Below are 16,708 nucleotides of genomic sequence, written 5' to 3' on the forward strand. Positions count from 1 at the left end.
TTGTAGTTCAAAAAAACACTCGTTTAACTACTAAAAACTATAACGTATAAATCATATCAGCCCGCCACTTAACGGGCTGATATGATATTCACTTGCCTAAATTAAACCTCGCCAAATAGCCATTTAACATTAATCGTCGTTGCCACGAGGAACAGTGTAACTTCCACACTCACCGCTATCTAAATCAATAAACGCAATAGGCTGGTCACTCTGTATTGTGTTGGCGTAATTTTTAATAAACGGAATAACAAACAGCTGCCTAAGCCTATCGTCACACATGAACTCTGTTGAATTGGTGCTCGTCACGTTATAGTCGTCCGACATATCATTGCGTATTAATAGCGGATTGTTTTCAGGCTTTTTAAGCCAATATTCTAATTGGCCTAATGCGCTATCCCCCCAATTACCGCTAAACGGGATAGGGGTTGAAATAAGCTCAATGTTAACCTCATTAGCAACAAGATTATGTGAGCGACAGTAGTTTAATTGTCGGTTCATGACCGACTGCACACACTCATCGACTGTATATGTTTGCTTATCGGCCCAATTAAAACGACTTATGCCAAATTTATAAATAACCTCCCTAGTATCTTCGGTTTGAATAATACCGCTCCATACATAAAAAATAATATGGGTATGCGAAAAAGGGCCATAAGCCGGCACGCTTTTTATTTTCTTATCACCAGTTGGTAGTAATAATATAGGCTGGTCGACCCCCGGGTAGTTTGAAAAATTCCTCACGTAGTCAGTTTCACCATTTGTGTATGTAATGTGAGCATGAATGCGCTGCTTACCTGTGCTTTCTTTTTCACCCCGTTCTACCTGTACCGACCATATAGGGTATATTTTAAACTTATTTGAAATTCGGTATAAGTCGTTAATAATTTTTGCATCACTGCTTATCATGTCACACACCTTTGCACCGTCTTGTCTTTTTCTAAGTGAAGACAATGTTGTGCGTGCTATAAAGTAATCGGCAATAACAATATCAATGATGTACTTATCTTTTTGTTTAATATAGTTTTTAAAGTCTGGGCGTTGATACTCAGGAACATAATCAGATGTGTATACTTTAATATCAGTTACATGCGCTGCATCACTAAATCTTTGTAGCTCTTTTTTCACGCTTGCTTTAAATGTTTTAATTTTTTGAGGTGTGTTCATGTCTTCAAGATCATAAGACACCGCCTGTATATTTTTTGCATATTTGAGTAACTTAGTGGATGTTTCGGCTATGCGCTTTTCAATTTTATTTCTTGCCTCTGAAAATTCAGCGATTAAGGTATAGCGATAATCGCGTTTTGAGTGAACATAATTCACTTCAACAGTTAACGATAATAAGTTTTGATCTGCGACTCTTCTATTATCAAGTATGTTATCTAATTTATGCTGTAACGTTGTTTGAAGCTGCACTGCATGGTTTGTTTTTTGCGCTATTAAGGCACAAGGGCACAGCGTAATATTGCCCTCTTTAGTAATATACTGAGATAAATAGCTCAACATTCGCCGACGCGGTTTTGATGGCTTTTTGGTATACCCTAAAAATTGTGTAATGTGTTTTTGACACGCCCGCTTATGGCTAGAGGCAGAGTGAGGAATGGTGCACTCGTACTGTTTAAACAAACCAATAATAGGTTGAAACATCATCCTGTTACTAAATTCATCATACCATTGGCTTTTGTTGAGCTGCTTTAATGGCATATCCATTAGCTTAGCAAACGCAGTTTGAGCTACTTCTAAATCTATCTCAAACTCTTTAGTTGATGGGTACGCCAACGTATTACCTGGGCATTGTTTGCAAATCATAAGTAACCTCTTTTAGGTTAGTAGTAAATTAAATGCGCATAAGCGCGGTATTAGTATTAAATGGTATAGGTGTGGCATGCGCTTGTTTGGCGTTAAGCAATCAAACGCATAGCCATTACCTGTGTGTGCTTTATGCAATCCCGCGTTCAATCATCATTTCATTAAACGCAAAGCCATCTTGTCTTGACGCATTGGCAACATAGGGTGCGTATACGTCAAACAATAAACGTGTGTCGCTGTGGCCCAGCATGTGCGAAATGTACAGCGGGTTTTCATGCGCTGCGATATGCAGTACAGCAGCGGTATGGCGTGTTTCGTAAGGGCGGCGGCGTGCAAGACCCGCTTTATTAAGTGTGGGGTACCACAGTTGAGTGCTTACAAAGTGGGTATCAAGCGGTTTGCCTTTGTGAGTAAATACAAATTCACTGGTTGTTTGTTTTTGTAAGCGTTTAAATAGCGAAAAGAGTGTATTACACATTTTTAAGTCGCGGCGCGACTTAGGTGTTTTTACATCCCCCAATTCACCATTAACCCAATTGTGACGAATACGAATAAGGCGATGATTAAAGTCGATATCTTCCCAGCGCAGGCCATGTATTTCACAGCTACGCATACCGGTCCAAAAACGCACGGTAAAATAATCACGCCATTGTGTAGGGGTACATTCTAAAAAGCGTTGTACTTCATCTGCGGTTAGTGGCAGTGAATTAGCGCGCTCTTCTTTTAAGGTTTTATAGCGGCGTAATGGGTAAGTAAAGTCATGCTCTTCGGCGGCTAAACTTAAAATAGCCACAAACGGCCATAAAATACCGTTAATGCGTTTATTAGAGAGTTTACGGGCCCCTTTGGTATCGCATATCATTAAGCTTTCGCGAAAATAGTCCACATTAGCCAACTTGATCTCATTAACTAATATATTGCCAAACTCAGGAATAAGGTAACGGTCGAGGGTATTACGCACCACGCTTTGATAGCTGCTTTTCCATTTTGCTTTTTGGCGATCGAACCATTCATTCGCGTAATCGTTAAAAAACGGATAAAGGCGATCGGGATCTTTAGCGCGCTGCAAGGCTTCAAACTTAGCGACCTTTTTACTTTCAGGGAAATAATCACGGTATTGAAAAGTTTCTAAATCAATTTCAGCATTGATTTTTTTAAGCGTTGCATTGGCTTTTTTAATATTAACAGGGGTTGCCATGAGCTTAGTGCCTTCACGAAAGCGCTGCCCATAAATGTGTAAATCAAATTGAATACGCCCATTGGGGCGAATGCGAATGTGAGCCATAAAGGCCTCCATCAGTTAATGGATCTATAAATAGATCTATCCCTCACCGATGGAATTCGTTAGAATTGGATCATCGGCTGGGTCACGTTAAAAGGGTGCAGCCGGTACGGGGTAGGGAGGTTGCCGCCTCTTTACCCCAACTGCTTATTTATCTTCAGTTACACCAATACCATACACTAAGTACGAAATCGCGCAACTGATTAGAATTTCATTATTAAAATATAGCAAGTGCTGTCTATTTGTCCAGTGTTTTGTTGTTTTTTAATATTCCTCCTCTTTATCCTCTACCCACTCGGGATCAAACATCAAGCTCCCCTTGTGCTCCTTGCGGTTTGTGTTGATTTTTATCTGTATCGGATGGTTGCTCAAGTTGTGATGGCTTATAATCCTTGTGTAACGCTAAAACTTCTTTAAGCCGACTGTCATCCCTTTCAACAGAAAGTACACTGAGTGGCACAGTACTTTTTGAACATTTAAAAATCTCTAGAAGTAGTTGTCCAACCTGGTTTTCAGTGACCTGAAATAACATTTCTTCTATTTCTTTTGTACTTTTAAGTTTTAGATCTTTAAAGTCTTTTACTGTAAAGCGAAATACGTACTCCTTTGCTTTTTCAATCTTATCAATACTAAAAATAGTTAAAGGTCGTGTGAAATTCTCTCCTTCGTTATTTAGGTCCCCATCGTCACCTATATTGTTGATAGATACTAGGCTTTCACTAATGTATAAGTGTCCAGAATTTATTGATTTATAGGATTTTTTACAATTTAGCACTTCCATATTCAATGCGAAAAAGTCTATTTTTCCTTTAATAATGACATCTGCTAGCATTCTCTTTTTCTTTCTAAACTCCTCAATACCCGCTAACGGGCATGTGATAGATATATCAGAGCCTTGCAAAAGGAGATCATTACCTCGCTGTAAAAAGTGAATGCATCGGTCTGTGTTTTGGTCGAGCATCTGTTTTATGTCCTCTACCGCTAATTCATTTAATATTAAAGGGACTGTTAATTTAATGTTTTCATCTACTGTTACCTGTGACACATGACCGTTTTTTTGAATAAAAATAGCTTTATTTACTGGGTCAAATTCAATAAAGTCAAAGCTGTCATATTTACTTGCTAAAAAAACAACCATTTCAAAAGTAGCCTTTGATATTGGATCCCCTTCAATTTTTTGATGATCATCTAGGTATTTTAAATGAGTTTCTTGGCCCTCAGTGCATTTATAGCTTTTAAAGCCGGGGAGCTGTGGATGGTTTTTACTTGACTTAATAGTATGATCAGTAACACCTAATTTAATGAGCCCCTTTTCTTGCGTAATAGATAAAACTGGGCTTTTTGAGAAATATAAAGGCAGCTGAGTCAAAAATTCGGCATTGACGGAAAAAGAACAATTTTTGAGCTGCCCTGAGGTTTTGTTAAGGTTTAAGTTACATGTATACCAGTACGGTTCTTCCCCTGCTATAAGGGTTAGTTGTTTTGTCTTTTTATCAATGACACCTGTCACATTTTTACATTTGTTCTTATTTTTTGAACTAGATATGGATTTAGTGAATCCTTTTAACTTACGTATTTCTTTGTCTGTAAAGTAAGCGTCCATGACGACCTCCCTAATGTTTAATTAATTTAATAAACTGTTCTACATATTCAAGTGTATGGATAGATATTTTGCTCTTTGGCTTTAGGTAAATAGTCAATGAACTTGGCCCTTTTTGCTGACGTAAAACGTTGATATGTTTGTATTCACTTTTCTTTGCATAATGCTTTTTAACCATTTCTAACGGTCGCTTACTGTCTACTTTTCTATTTATGTGAAGCTCAAATTCACATCGCACCCATGCCCACTCTGTATGTCTAAATACAGTATTAAACGCAGACGCACCTTTGGTGGTACAGGCAATATTTAAACGTAATGCGTGTTTGCGTTTACACACTGTTATGTTGGGGAATGATTTATATGCTGTTAGATATTTATTATTGATAGGCTGAGAGCGGTGACGACACCCACATTCCCAAATAGCACTAATAGACTCAAAGTTAATTATTGCTTCTTCACCATTAGGAACAGGGTTTATTAGCTTATCAAAAAGAAAGTTAGTTAGTGTTAACTGGCTCTTTTCAAGCGTACTCAACCACTTTTCTTCCAAGTATGTATTGCTTAGTGTGTCAGTTATATGCTCCTTTTGTGCGGCTTGGCTTAAATTATCTATCTGAAACACATGTACCCTTAGTGCGTGTTCAGTTACTGTTATTGATTGACATCGTTTTTCAGCAAGTGTTTGCTGATCATAATCAGGAATAATATGGCTTAGTAGTCTAGATAAATCATTAGATGACGCACTTAGCCCCATCAGGTAGCGTAACGCAGAGTGTGAAAACTGCTTGTGAGTATGAGGATTATGATACTTACTTATTATTGGTAAAAGCCAATCGATATCATGTAGGTAAGACCACCGTGTAGTTGCATAAAAAGTATGGCCAATTTGTTTTCCCATATTATCTAAAAAAGCAGCACTATTAACCTCAATTGCCTCTCTACCTTTGAACCAATAATCTAATCGAACGGCCACTGATTTTTCTGATAGCACTTCCTGCTCTAGAGGTGTTTCCCCGCGCAAATTGTCGGGCGTATAACTAACGCAATGTAACATTTGCAGCATAAATATATGCACACCGCTGTGACGTAAATGGTGAAAGTTAAAGTGAATACCAAATAATATTCGTAATGCCCTCGATACGGGTACTAAATAGGATATAGCGCGAGAGGATAGTGTCTCAAGATCATGACCTATAAGTGGTAAATCTTGATTACTATGTTTTTTAATATCAAGCAGGGTATAAAAAAAATAGCGGTATCGTGTGGGTATCGTTGTATAAACCATACGGGAGGAGCCACTTTTTGTTTTACCTTCACGAGTGTTGGTAATATTGAGTGTTAAAAGCCCCGTCTCACTTTTAAATTGAATATCTTTAATGCGTAATCTAAGTACTTCACCACGGCGCAACATAGCGTAAAAACCGAGCAAAGTAGCAACAATACAAAATAAAATATGTAATGTGGGCTTTGTTGCTCCATTAACGATAAGTGCATTTATAAGCGAGTCACATTCATCTACGCATAAGCGGGCAGCGCTAACAGAAGGGGGAATTATTGGTGTGCTAAAATTAGATAAATCCAGAGCTTCGGTTTTCTCTTGCCAGCTTAAAAACGCTAAAAATTTATAAAAGGCTTTTTTTACTGCATCAGACTTAATTGAAACAAAAATAACCTGTGCCCACTCATTAATCGACTCCTCAATGAGTGCATCAGTTAAAGTCAGAGGAAAGGGGGTTAGTATCTTTGTGAGTGACGTATACGTTCTAATAGTTCCCTTTTCAAGCGCTGCTTTTTTAGGGCCGCCATTAATTATCCAATCTTTTGTGAAGTCAAACATCAAGCGTGGCAAAATATTATCAGTATCCCAAGGAGGGGGTTCTATTTCATTTACCTCATTTATGTCGACAGTTCTAAGTAACTTTCCATGTTGCCATGGGTTCTTAGGCCTATGTGTTGATAATGACGTAAACAACGTCGTATCCTGATTATTCTTGTAAATATCAGCTAATTTTTGTTTGCAGACATTATCGTCAGTTATTAGCCCCACATGACGTTCAGGTTGAGCTAAATCTTTAATAAAAATTGGATTTATTTCATATTGGTTATACCAATGAATTTGAAATAGTCTCGACCATTGTGTTTTTGCTATGTGTTGAATGCCATTTGTATCCAGCCAGTGCTTAAGCTCTTTTACTAAAGACGCTGTTGTGGTTATCTTAGCTTGTTGTGCATAGTAATCATGCAGTAATTTTTGACTTAATAATGATAAAGAATAATGAGTAGGAAAATGGGGGATATCTGTATTTTTACACTGGTGTTTAATGCGAAGTCGAGGATAAGGACATTCATTAGTTATCGATTGGGGGTCATTTAAAATAGCTGATATATCGCCAAGCGATAAAGGCGCTATCTCAAAACCAATCATAATCACCATAAAAGCAGTGCTAAGCTTACGCTGCTCATAAAAAGTATTGAGGTCTATTTGATAGCGTGAGAACACACAATGTGATAGCCCAGCTTCGTTCGCTATACTTTCAAACCACTCATGATCTGCGTCAGTAAGTAAAGATTTAACAAGTTCAGAACCATCCTGAGACTCCGGCAACTGCCACTGGCATGCATAACGTAAATAATAAAGAATGTTTTGCAGAGCTCTAATGTAGTGTACTCGCTTACCTGTTGGCACAGTTGCTATTATTTTTTGTGCTCTCTTTATTTCTTTTTCTTTTAAGGAACGCGTTTGCTGCTGCATTACCGGCCATTTAGTTAAAAGATCAGCAATAACTTGTGTATCAGCACACGGCTGTGCCGTTTTACTTAGGTAGTCTTGGATATCTATTACATGTATCAATGCGGGGTTAGACATAATGTAACTCCTTAACGCCGATATGTTGGTCTAGCCCGTTTAAGTAAGCTTTTAGAACGCCAATATTTTTTGGGAACATAATGTCGCTACCTAAATGTTCTCCTGTATTTTCATGGCCCATTAGGCGATCAATATCTTGAGCCGTAAGTGGGGTAAGACTAATAATTGTATGAGCACATTGAGCAAAATAGTGTCTGAGCTGATAAGGAACAACACCAGCCCAATGTTTGTTCATAAATACGCGTAACGCACGAGCACTTAATGGTGTTGGAGTCTCTGAGTTATCATAAATGTACCAAAGCTCAGGTAAATCATCATGTAAGCTTAGTTGGGAATGAAGTGATGCTTTTAGCTCAGTGTAATGCGTAATTTCTTTAAGCAGGTAATCACTTAAAATAACTTGCCTTAAGCGGCCTTTATCTTTGACAAATGTAATGTGCGTGAATGAAAAATAATGAGAGAGTAAGCTAATACTGTGGGTTGGCCTTACTCCTGTTAATACAATAAATAGCAATGCTATGCGAAAGCTGACTGCATTAAAGTAAGCTAACCACTGCGCACGTGAAGCTCTATTGTTTGGTTTTAGTTGTTTAACATAATTATCAATACGATTAAAAAAGTCAGTGACGTCTTTATCTTTAGGAACACGGCGACTACCGAGCATAATTGCAGGCACTGCAACATGATCACTCTTTCCTTTTGTTTTAATGATTTTATATTGACTCATACTCCCTTTATGTTTCAGATTTGGATCAATATTTTCGTAAGGCGTGTCTCTTAGGCGCTCAGTAATAAGGTTAACCGTTTTACTTTCGAGATGAACTTTGAAATACGAATGCAAATTCTCTTTTCGTATGAATTCAAATAAAAAGCCGATATATCTGTTATGGGCATCAAAAATTTTAAATCTCAGACGGTCGCTGCTGAGCCGTTGATAGCATATAGCGCTAGTATGGTGTGCTTTAACTGATTTTACTAAATGCTTTCTTGGGATAGGGGTCAAGGTTTCGTCTGCCCGAGCACATAACGATATATAACGATAAAAGGTATTTTTTCTCGCCGGCTTAAAAGTTTTGAGTACTAGTGGCGTCTTCCAATGGCTATTTATTAATTTAAAAAGTCGCTGTTTAACGCGATCAGTTAAAAGGGGGATATTATATCTTAGATCACTGAAATAAGGTTGGAAAATACAATTCAAATAGCGCGGGATCGGTTGCCATACGTAATAAGTGTGTTGATTATCTTTTACCTCATGAGCGTACTCTACCCAACTATTATTACCTCGTGTAAAGGTACGAAAAGTGAATGGCTGACAATTAAACGTTCCTGATATACGAGTAAAATTTGGAATATCTTTGTAAGATTTAATACTAGCCCACTGCTGAGTGAGCCAAAGGAAAAGAGTAATAATAGTCATTACAAGACGATCTTTTTTGTTTTCTTTATTTAGCTTTATCATCAAGATAGTAAATGTTGTAGCATGCTCCATTGCATCTGGATAGCAGCCCCCCGCATTGTTTAAACGATTACTTCTCGCTATGTGTGTATACATACTCATATTGACTTTCCCATTACCGAAAAGTAGACGGTGAGGTATTAGCTAAGTTTGCCAATATCGTTTTTTTAGGGGCGTGTATACCGTGCGCTTTAAAGCAAGCATGTCGCTGTTGAATATTAGCGCCCAAGGCGTTCTTTAAATAAAGTGTTAGCGCACAGTTATATAGCAAGGTAACCCTTAATACGTGATCAACAGCATCTGCTGGGTAAATATATACTTTTAAAAAAAGCTTTTTACTTAAAGGGTGGGCTTTAAAGCGCTCCAGTACTCCGCTCGGTGCAAGTGTCAGGTAACAATCATCATTAGTATCAAGTGTCACTGGCAGTGGATGTAAATCTAATGACATTTGTATGACATCAATCGGTAACTCACTAATGCACTGGTTTACTTTTAAATTTACGACATCATTTTTAGTCAGCTCCCTTAATAGTGGATGACTTTGTAATTCTGCTTCGGTTAACTGAATCTTTTTTTGCTTATAGTGCTTATAGTGCATATAGCCCACTCTATTTAATTAACGTATTCATGTTTAATTTATGGTAACCCTTTACCATTGTTGCTTTGACGATTATGTCCGGCTATGTAGGCCTACTTATTTAGTGCGAATACACCACTCGCGTTTTGTAAAAAAAACTCTTAATAGGTAAGCGCCAAAAACATTTATCTTGTCCATAATAAAGAATAAAAAAATTTTTGTGTGTGACAGAGGTACCTATTTTTGATGCTCTACCAATTTTTTTTAAAAAATTGAAAACTTTTGCGTTTCATAAAAACCTCCGGCATTTTTTATAAATGAATTTATTCATTTATTTATGTTTAATTATGGTAACGCGCTTTTTTTGCTACTGCGGCGATTAACTCCTGCTTTGTAGGCATACTTATTTGGCGAACTAAACTTAAACATCCTCACGCATTAAAATGACTCAATAGCTAAAATGTGAATAAAATAAATAGTAAAGGAATTTTTGAAACGAGTTTCAGATTAGAGACCCCTTTTTTAGCACCTGAAAAAAACTCACGTGATAAAAATATTTTTTTGTAAAAAACATCATTTGTTTGATAGTGGTTAATATTGTTTATTTTCAATAGCTTAGGGGGTGTTCGCTTTTTTCTTTATTAAAATAAATGTCTCTTTGAATTTTTAAAATTTTTGTGAGTTTTTTGATTGTTTTATGTTGACGATGGGGTTTTTAAGAGTAAATTGGTGTTTTGTATGGTTTTGTGTACAGTTTTTTGAAGGGGGGTTAGCGGATATGTATTTTCTGCTCGCTGCTTTATTTAAAATTTGTTGCGTATTCTTGTTAACTTTAACGCTGTTATTGCGCTAAATATTTTTTACCAACAATGCCAATGATTAAACATCCAGATATTTAATCACTGCATTTAATAATAGGAATATCAGACCAACGTGTTGTGTAATGCGGCGACAAAAAAGCACGCTTCATATTCCAGATTTGACTAAGCCTTTCACTGCCTATTGATAATGTACCTGCACCGTAACGTTTGTTTATTGCATCTAAGCACTTCATCATTTTAGGGTTGTCGGCATTAACACTGAACATATCAGCTTGTTGATACAGCTCACTTTCTAATTCTATTGCACCAATACCACAGCGATAAAACCGCGTATTAGCCTTGAAAATATCATTAATTACATCAGAGACTGCATTAGCCAATACACTCGTATCTGATGTAGGGATAGGGAAGTCATAAAGTAATGATTTTTTGTAATACAGGTCTTCGTGGGGTGAACTTGCAGCAAATATTACAATACGCTTTGTTAGCGATTCAAGGAGGTGTTTTTTGTCTTTCTTAATTGACTTGATATGTTTTTGATACCAGAATATATTAAATATTGGTATTGGAGGTTGGCATGGCGAAAAATACAAGTGTTACATTAGGTGAGCATTTTGACTCATTTATTAGTCAGCAATTAGAGACTGGTAGGTATGGATCTGCAAGTGAAGTTCTAAGAGCTGGATTAAGAGCCTTAGAAGATCAAGAATTGAAAATGAACAATCTAAGGAATATGTTGGTTGAGGGAGAAAACAGCGGAATAGCTGACTATTCATATGACACACTATTAAGTGACTTAGATAAAGAAAATCATTGATATGAAATTTCATATATCTAAAAAAGCTAAATCAGATTTAATTAAAATCGCTCGTTACACGCAACTTAACTGGGGCAGGCAGCAGAGAAATGACTATTTAAAATTACTTGATAGCGTTTTTCATCAAATTGCAGAAGAACCAGAGCTAGGTTATATTTGTGATTACATTAGAGAAGGCTATAGAAAGCGACCGCAAGGGAGTCATGTCATCTATTACAAAGAATTCGGCAAGAAAGAAGTTGTAATTATTCGAGTTCTTCATAAAAGCATGGATATACACCGGGCTCTCTGAAAACGTAACTGGCCAACAATACTGTCCCAGATAGACTCAAGTGGATCTATACGCGTTCGCCATTGGCGTTTATTAGACAATGGCTGCTCATCCAGTTTATCAATGCGCCTTGCTGAACGTTCAGAAATACCTGCTTTCGCAGCCGCGATAACTTGGCTATTACGCTTTCTATGTTTCATATAAATAGTGACCTGCTGATCAGTGATTCGTGTTCCCGGCACAGTGAACTCCTCCGTTCTGCTGTACCGAACCTTATCAGATAAACCGGCCAAGATAATTGTCGCTAGACCGGCCACCGTAATTGTCGCTTAATAACTTGGGCAACCGGCATCTAAAAGTAGCGTTGGCAGATTTTTGAGCCTTTTGGCTATTTCTTGAAGGTATGCAATCAATTCATTTGGATCACACATAGGTGAGAGTTGCTCGGCTACTTGCAAAAAGTTTACCTTGCCTCCACGTTCAAAACCGTCACCCCACTTAAACAATCGCGTTACCATTTCAGGATCTGCTTTCATTGGCGCAAAGTCATAAATAGGCGCAAACGAAATCTTATTCTCTTTTTTGTTGAAGTACCCCTTGATAAATCAAGGGGATTCTTGTCGTCAACGGTTTAAGCATTGTGATACTAGATCACTTTAGACTTCTAAAACCTCTTACAAGCATTTAATGTGTCGGTACTACCTACCGCCACAAATTATTTAAGCTATTAGCCTTAATCTCTCATTATGGATATTAATAGCGTAAGCGCACTGTTTAAATGCTCGCTTACAAACAATTGAAATATTAGACTCATGACCATCCCAGGAAGAATACTTCCGAAAATTACAATTTTTATGATTAAAAGGGAAGTAAACTTCTGTTTTGTGGGAATATCGTACGAGGTGTCAGAAATATATTTTAACTTGTACTCTGGTATAAATTTAATACAATCAGTAAATCAATATATAAATACAGGGTCGTTATGGGTACTATAAGTTTTCGTGTCGATGATGATGTGAAAAAGCGTTCTTACGCTGCACTAGAAAAATTAGGTATAACTCCGTCAGAGCTACTAAGGCAGACACTAGAATACGTTGCACAAAGAGAGGCGTTGCCGTTTAAATCCGCGCTACTGACAAGTGAGGATGAAGCGTTAATTACTGTAGCAAAAGCGCGTTTAGCTGCTCCCAAAGTAGGTGTCAAAACCTCGCTAGATACCCTATGAACATTACGCAAATTTAATGCTCGATATCTAATGAACCACCTTTAAATAATCATATGGTAAATATTAATGAATTACTAAGAGAAGAGTAGCTACTTTGATTTGGCTCTAATTTGCCAGTAGTGTTACTTTTCTTCTTACTAAGTATTTTTTAAAATTTAAAAGAGGGCAGTTACACCAGGCTCATTATAAACTTGAGGAAATCGACTTCACCCCATTTTGGCGTTTTATACACCATAATTATTAATTGCTGATAACTATATATTCCCCAAGCCGTCTAAGCCACTACCTAATTCAGCATAATTAACCTATCACTATGAACCTGATTAATAACACTAGCCATAATTTTAATATCGCAACAAATTCATATAGCTTTGGTATTTTTTAATATTGATAGTTCATGGATATTTTTAAAATATAGCCACAGGTAAATTGCTATACAAAGGGGCGCAAACATGAATAACATATCACGAAAATTAGCAGATTCGCTTGAGCAATTACAGCAGCTTCAGGCGTCAACCGCATTATCATGATAATACGATTGCTGAATTTTTTGCCACGATTAAAAAGCGAATAATTAAGTGTAAGAGATACCCACACGATAAGATGCGAAAGCTGGGAAGCCCAAACCAACCTCAAAAACTAAATATTCTGTCGACGCTTGCTGTAAAAAGTATACTGATATATCCTAATCAGGCTCCAAGATGTCAAATAAAAGTTAACTAAATGTTTTTATAAATCAAAATTTCTCTCCATATGATTCATAAGGTATAGGCTTTTAAATCACAATTAGGTATAAAGTGATTTATAACGGAAGAAGGTTTAAATCACATGTATCATTGGCAACAAAAAAATTGGCCTCAATTTGAATATGACACAACACGCTTTGAGGCAAGTGTCAGCGAGTATTCGAAAAAAGCTTACAGTATTGAAGGGGCATTATCGCAAATACCGTTAAGTGACCATAATGATGCATTTGTCCACTTACTAGTGGAAGAAGCATTAAGCACCAGTGCCATTGAAGGTGAAAAACTTAACCGTGAAGAGGTGCGCTCATCAGTTGCTCGTTTTCTAGGGTTAAAAGAGCCAGAGCGTGGTGGTTACTTCCCTAAAGAAAAAGGCATTGCGGCAATGCTTGTTGATGTGCGCAAAAGCATTAAAAGTGCTATGTCTAAAACCTTACTTTGCCGTTGGCACACGCTACTATTACACGGTAGTGAAGATTATTATGTAAATCCTATTACAAAAGGCGATTATCGAGACTCGTCCATTGATGTAATAAGAGAAGACTTATACGGCGACAGTGAAATCATCTACAAAGCACCCGGTAATAATCGCACTGAGGTTGAACATGAAATGGATGCTTTCATACAGTGGTATAATAGCGCCAATTGTTCAGGCCCTGTGAACTACCCACCGACGCCACTACGTGTCGATCAATGGGCTTCTACAGCCTAGATTTTTAATGCTAGGCTACTTCTTTTTTCTCAGTTCCAACAGCAAACTTCGACAACTCGAAGACTTTCGTTTTAATAGCTGATTTCTGCTGAGATGTGGGGGCTACCCTTGCGACGATCCCAGCCGCAATTAAATTTAACTCACCTGTTTTTGCTATACTTTTAGCCGCTGACAAGTCTCGGCTTTGGTAAACTTCGCAAGCTTTACAAGTGAAATTTCTGTCGTTCAATGTTAAAACATGGTGCTGGCCGCATTCTGCGCAAATCCCAGTGGATTTTTCAAACCTGCCAATCTCGTGATAGAGTTTACCTTCAAGCTCAGTTTTGTATTTTGAAAGCTGAGTTATCAGAGCCATCACATTGTCAGCTACCATACTGCCATTGAATTTTTGCATCGCTTTTACATTTAAATCTTCAAACACTAAAATATCATTTTCATTGGTTATCTGTCGTGAAATTTTATGTGCAAAGTCGAGCCTTTGCCGTGAGATCTTACCGTGTAATTTATTGATGCGTTGTTTGGTTTTGTGCCAGCGATTTGAACCTTTAGTTCGGCGTGCAAGCTGACGTTGCAATTGATTTAACTTTGTTTTTGACTGTGTTAAAAACTTTGGATTGTCGGCCACGTAGCCGTTCGAGCCAACTACCGTTTGCTTTGAGTTAATGTCAAAACCTGTGATGTTTTTTAGAACTTGCTTGGCTGTCTTGCACTCCACTTCTTGAGTAATACTGCATTCCCATTTACCGTGGCGAAACTGAACAGTTACCGTTTTGATTTTGCTAGCCAGTTCGCGATGTAAAATGATAGGCACTTTACCAACTTTTGGAATACTGATAGTGCCATTTTCAATGCGGATACAGTTCGAGTTATTGACCGCTCGAAAACTGTCATTGTGAAGCTTTTTCTTTTTGTATGAAATCTTGTGTTTTGGGAAACGTTGTAAGCGCCCCTTAGAAAACGCATTTTTCATTGCCGTTTCTAAATCACGAGCAACTTGCTGAGCTGCTGCCGAGTCAAAAGACTTAATCCACGTAAACTCTTCAAAAGGCTTTATTTCCTTAAGAAGCGAGACCATATCATTGTAGAACAAGAATGTTTTATCGAACCCATATCGACGCATATTTTCAGACAGTAATAAGTTCCAAATGCCACGCGCTGTCGCGCCAAATTCAACGAGTTTAGCTTCTTGCTCTGGCGTAGGGTTTAGCCTGTAGTTGTATCTAAGCGTCTTTTTCATATACTGTATAGACTACTGTATGGAAATGAGTTGTCAAGATGGAATATGAGACTAAATCACACTGCACTACCATTCTCATCAAGAACAGGGCTAGTTATTCCGATTCATCCCACCGACGCCGCTTCGCGTCGATCAATGGGTTTTCTCGGAAGGATTCGATAAAAGCAGCAGTTGCTCATTTATGGTTTGTCGCTATTCATCCGTTTCAAGATGGGAATGGCCGTGTTGGTAGAGCCATAGCCGAGCATGCGTTATTTCAAGACTTTTCGAGACCGCCGCTTTTTAGTATGTCGAGCATGATTAATACTAATCGAATGGAGTATTATCAACAGCTTAGAAATACTAATGCTAGCTTACAAATTAATGAGTGGATAGCGTGGTTTGTTGAGCTAGTTAGAACTTCGCAAGATAAGTCACTTGAGTCCGTTGAATTTGTATTGCAAAAATCAAAATTTTGGGCTGAATATGCAGAGGTCAAACTCAACCAACGCCAAGAGAAAGTGATGAAAAAAATCTTCACTGTCGGCGCTGACGGCTTTGTGCGTGATGGTTTAACTAATGAAAAATATCGAGCCATAACCGGTGCGCCACCGGCAACCGCTACAAGGGATTTAAAATCATTGGTTGATAATGGCTTACTCTACTCATCAGGTGAAGGTAAACGTGGCTTACGTTACTTTGTGAACTTCCCGCAAGATAACAACCTGTTTGTAGGTAAAGAAAATGATCCATTGGTGGATGATATTAGCTTAAGCAAAATCTTAAAGAAAATAGAGCGTAATATTGAATATTTTCGTGGTGAAAAAAACTCAGGCTTAACAAAGCTTATTGATGAATATAGGGCTCTATCATTAGATGATAAAGTAGCGGATCGAAAGTTAGAAAAGCTTTTAGGACGAAACAGGTAAATTAGTTAGACCCTCTTTTGGGTCTGACGGATATTTTGTTTGCTCTGTTGGAAATGTGGCTGCTGATACAATTCGAAAATACATTCAAGAGCAGGGCTAACTATTCCGATTCATCCCATCGACGCCGCTTCGCGTCGATCAATGGGTTTTCTCGGAAAATTTCGATAAATCAATAGTTTATATCAAAAATGCATTTTTCAATATAATAACCCCATTGGAATGTTTTTAGCCACTTAAGGACTCTACTTTAGCCTTAAATTGAGTTGTAATTTTATGGCAGAGCCAGAGGAGTTATCTAGAGTAAGAAAGCCTTACTTATTTCAAGAAAACAATCTTACCGAACGCAGTCGTTCTATACATGGAGTTATCTGACGACACTGGATTAGA

The 16,708-nt window shown here is 37.7% G+C and carries 15 protein-coding genes and 1 pseudogene; 6 read left to right on the top strand and 10 right to left on the bottom strand.

Going from position 1 to position 16,708, the window contains the following annotated elements:
* Positions 1 to 129: 129 nt before the first annotated feature.
* The 7 genes from P20311_RS13980 to P20311_RS14010 form a co-directional block, all read right to left on the bottom strand.
* The gene (locus P20311_RS13980) at positions 130 to 1,806 is read right to left on the bottom strand and encodes a hypothetical protein (RefSeq protein WP_008113986.1); all 1,677 of its coding nucleotides are present in this window, start codon (positions 1,804 to 1,806) and stop codon (positions 130 to 132) included.
* Positions 1,807 to 1,936: 130 nt separating this feature from the next.
* Positions 1,937 to 3,091 (bottom strand): site-specific integrase, encoded by a 1,155-nt coding sequence (locus P20311_RS13985; protein ID WP_008113990.1) that lies wholly within the window; start codon positions 3,089 to 3,091, stop codon positions 1,937 to 1,939.
* Between the two features lie 298 nt (positions 3,092 to 3,389).
* Positions 3,390 to 4,691, bottom strand: a complete 1,302-nt coding sequence (locus P20311_RS13990; protein ID WP_008113991.1) for a hypothetical protein — start codon at positions 4,689 to 4,691, stop codon at positions 3,390 to 3,392.
* Positions 4,692 to 4,701: 10 nt separating this feature from the next.
* Positions 4,702 to 7,554: a site-specific integrase gene (locus tag P20311_RS13995; protein ID WP_008113992.1), complete on the bottom strand. Its 2,853-nt coding sequence runs from the start codon at positions 7,552 to 7,554 to the stop codon at positions 4,702 to 4,704.
* On the bottom strand, positions 7,547 to 9,112 hold the full coding sequence (locus P20311_RS14000) for a hypothetical protein (RefSeq protein ID WP_008113993.1): 1,566 nt from the start codon (positions 9,110 to 9,112) through the stop codon (positions 7,547 to 7,549). Before P20311_RS14000 ends, P20311_RS13995 begins: the two co-directional genes overlap by 8 nt.
* A gap of 13 nt (positions 9,113 to 9,125) precedes the next feature.
* Positions 9,126 to 9,608, bottom strand: coding sequence for a hypothetical protein (locus P20311_RS14005; protein ID WP_008113994.1), 483 nt, complete (start codon positions 9,606 to 9,608; stop codon positions 9,126 to 9,128).
* Between the two features lie 874 nt (positions 9,609 to 10,482).
* Complete coding sequence (locus tag P20311_RS14010) at positions 10,483 to 10,788, bottom strand: DUF4113 domain-containing protein (RefSeq protein ID WP_008113996.1); 306 nt, start codon at positions 10,786 to 10,788, stop codon at positions 10,483 to 10,485.
* 197 nt (positions 10,789 to 10,985) lie between these two features.
* Between P20311_RS14010 and P20311_RS14015 the strand changes: the two genes are divergently transcribed.
* Complete coding sequence (locus tag P20311_RS14015; protein ID WP_008113998.1) at positions 10,986 to 11,225, top strand: type II toxin-antitoxin system ParD family antitoxin; 240 nt, start codon at positions 10,986 to 10,988, stop codon at positions 11,223 to 11,225.
* Position 11,226: 1 nt separating this feature from the next.
* Positions 11,227 to 11,517 carry a type II toxin-antitoxin system RelE/ParE family toxin gene (locus P20311_RS14020; protein ID WP_008114000.1) on the top strand — a complete coding sequence of 97 codons (291 nt, stop codon included), beginning with the start codon at positions 11,227 to 11,229 and terminating at the stop codon, positions 11,515 to 11,517.
* Here P20311_RS14020 and P20311_RS19545 read toward each other — a convergent pair.
* Complete coding sequence (locus P20311_RS19545; protein ID WP_008114002.1) at positions 11,484 to 11,738, bottom strand: hypothetical protein; 255 nt, start codon at positions 11,736 to 11,738, stop codon at positions 11,484 to 11,486. The two genes, P20311_RS14020 and P20311_RS19545, sit on opposite strands and share 34 nt — an antisense overlap.
* An 87-nt stretch (positions 11,739 to 11,825) precedes the next feature.
* Positions 11,826 to 12,032 carry a hypothetical protein gene (locus P20311_RS14025; RefSeq protein WP_024606882.1) on the bottom strand — a complete coding sequence of 69 codons (207 nt, stop codon included), beginning with the start codon at positions 12,030 to 12,032 and terminating at the stop codon, positions 11,826 to 11,828.
* 446 nt (positions 12,033 to 12,478) lie between these two features.
* On the opposite strand from P20311_RS14025, the gene P20311_RS14030 reads away from it, so the two are divergent.
* Positions 12,479 to 12,721, top strand: coding sequence for a type II toxin-antitoxin system RelB/DinJ family antitoxin (locus tag P20311_RS14030; protein ID WP_008114006.1), 243 nt, complete (start codon positions 12,479 to 12,481; stop codon positions 12,719 to 12,721).
* Between the two features lie 828 nt (positions 12,722 to 13,549).
* Positions 13,550 to 14,176, top strand: coding sequence for a DUF4172 domain-containing protein (locus P20311_RS14035; RefSeq protein WP_008114008.1), 627 nt, complete (start codon positions 13,550 to 13,552; stop codon positions 14,174 to 14,176).
* Between the two features lie 10 nt (positions 14,177 to 14,186).
* Here the strand turns inward: P20311_RS14035 and P20311_RS14040 are convergent, their stop codons facing one another.
* Positions 14,187 to 15,413 (bottom strand): RNA-guided endonuclease TnpB family protein, encoded by a 1,227-nt coding sequence (locus tag P20311_RS14040; RefSeq protein ID WP_008114010.1) that lies wholly within the window; start codon positions 15,411 to 15,413, stop codon positions 14,187 to 14,189.
* 38 nt (positions 15,414 to 15,451) lie between these two features.
* Between P20311_RS14040 and P20311_RS14045 the strand changes: the two genes are divergently transcribed.
* Both P20311_RS14045 and P20311_RS19455 read left to right on the top strand, forming a co-directional pair.
* Positions 15,452 to 16,321, top strand: a complete 870-nt coding sequence (locus P20311_RS14045) for a Fic family protein (protein WP_238529452.1) — start codon at positions 15,452 to 15,454, stop codon at positions 16,319 to 16,321.
* Between the two features lie 13 nt (positions 16,322 to 16,334).
* Positions 16,335 to 16,421: pseudogene (locus P20311_RS19455) on the top strand (transposase); the annotation flags it as partial.
* Positions 16,422 to 16,708: the final 287 nt, after the last annotated feature.

Origin of the sequence: Pseudoalteromonas sp. BSi20311 (assembly GCF_000239875.1) — a bacterium.
Lineage (GTDB): Bacteria > Pseudomonadota > Gammaproteobacteria > Enterobacterales > Alteromonadaceae > Pseudoalteromonas.

Excerpts from the sequence above, each read along its gene's own strand:
- P20311_RS13980 (WP_008113986.1), bottom strand. The coding sequence starts at position 1,806 with ATGATTTGCAAACAATGCCCAGGTAATACGTTGGCGTACCCATCAACT.
- P20311_RS13985 (WP_008113990.1), bottom strand. The coding sequence starts at position 3,091 with ATGGCTCACATTCGCATTCGCCCCAATGGGCGTATTCAATTTGATTTA.
- P20311_RS13990 (WP_008113991.1), bottom strand. The coding sequence starts at position 4,691 with ATGGACGCTTACTTTACAGACAAAGAAATACGTAAGTTAAAAGGATTC.
- P20311_RS13995 (WP_008113992.1), bottom strand. The coding sequence starts at position 7,554 with ATGTCTAACCCCGCATTGATACATGTAATAGATATCCAAGACTACCTA.
- P20311_RS14000 (WP_008113993.1), bottom strand. The coding sequence starts at position 9,112 with ATGAGTATGTATACACACATAGCGAGAAGTAATCGTTTAAACAATGCG.
- P20311_RS14005 (WP_008113994.1), bottom strand. The coding sequence starts at position 9,608 with ATGCACTATAAGCACTATAAGCAAAAAAAGATTCAGTTAACCGAAGCA.
- P20311_RS14015 (WP_008113998.1), top strand. The coding sequence starts at position 10,986 with ATGGCGAAAAATACAAGTGTTACATTAGGTGAGCATTTTGACTCATTT.
- P20311_RS14020 (WP_008114000.1), top strand. The coding sequence starts at position 11,227 with ATGAAATTTCATATATCTAAAAAAGCTAAATCAGATTTAATTAAAATC.
- P20311_RS14025 (WP_024606882.1), bottom strand. The coding sequence starts at position 12,032 with ATGAAAGCAGATCCTGAAATGGTAACGCGATTGTTTAAGTGGGGTGAC.
- P20311_RS14030 (WP_008114006.1), top strand. The coding sequence starts at position 12,479 with ATGGGTACTATAAGTTTTCGTGTCGATGATGATGTGAAAAAGCGTTCT.
- P20311_RS14035 (WP_008114008.1), top strand. The coding sequence starts at position 13,550 with ATGTATCATTGGCAACAAAAAAATTGGCCTCAATTTGAATATGACACA.
- P20311_RS14040 (WP_008114010.1), bottom strand. The coding sequence starts at position 15,413 with ATGAAAAAGACGCTTAGATACAACTACAGGCTAAACCCTACGCCAGAG.
- P20311_RS14045 (WP_238529452.1), top strand. The coding sequence starts at position 15,452 with ATGGAATATGAGACTAAATCACACTGCACTACCATTCTCATCAAGAAC.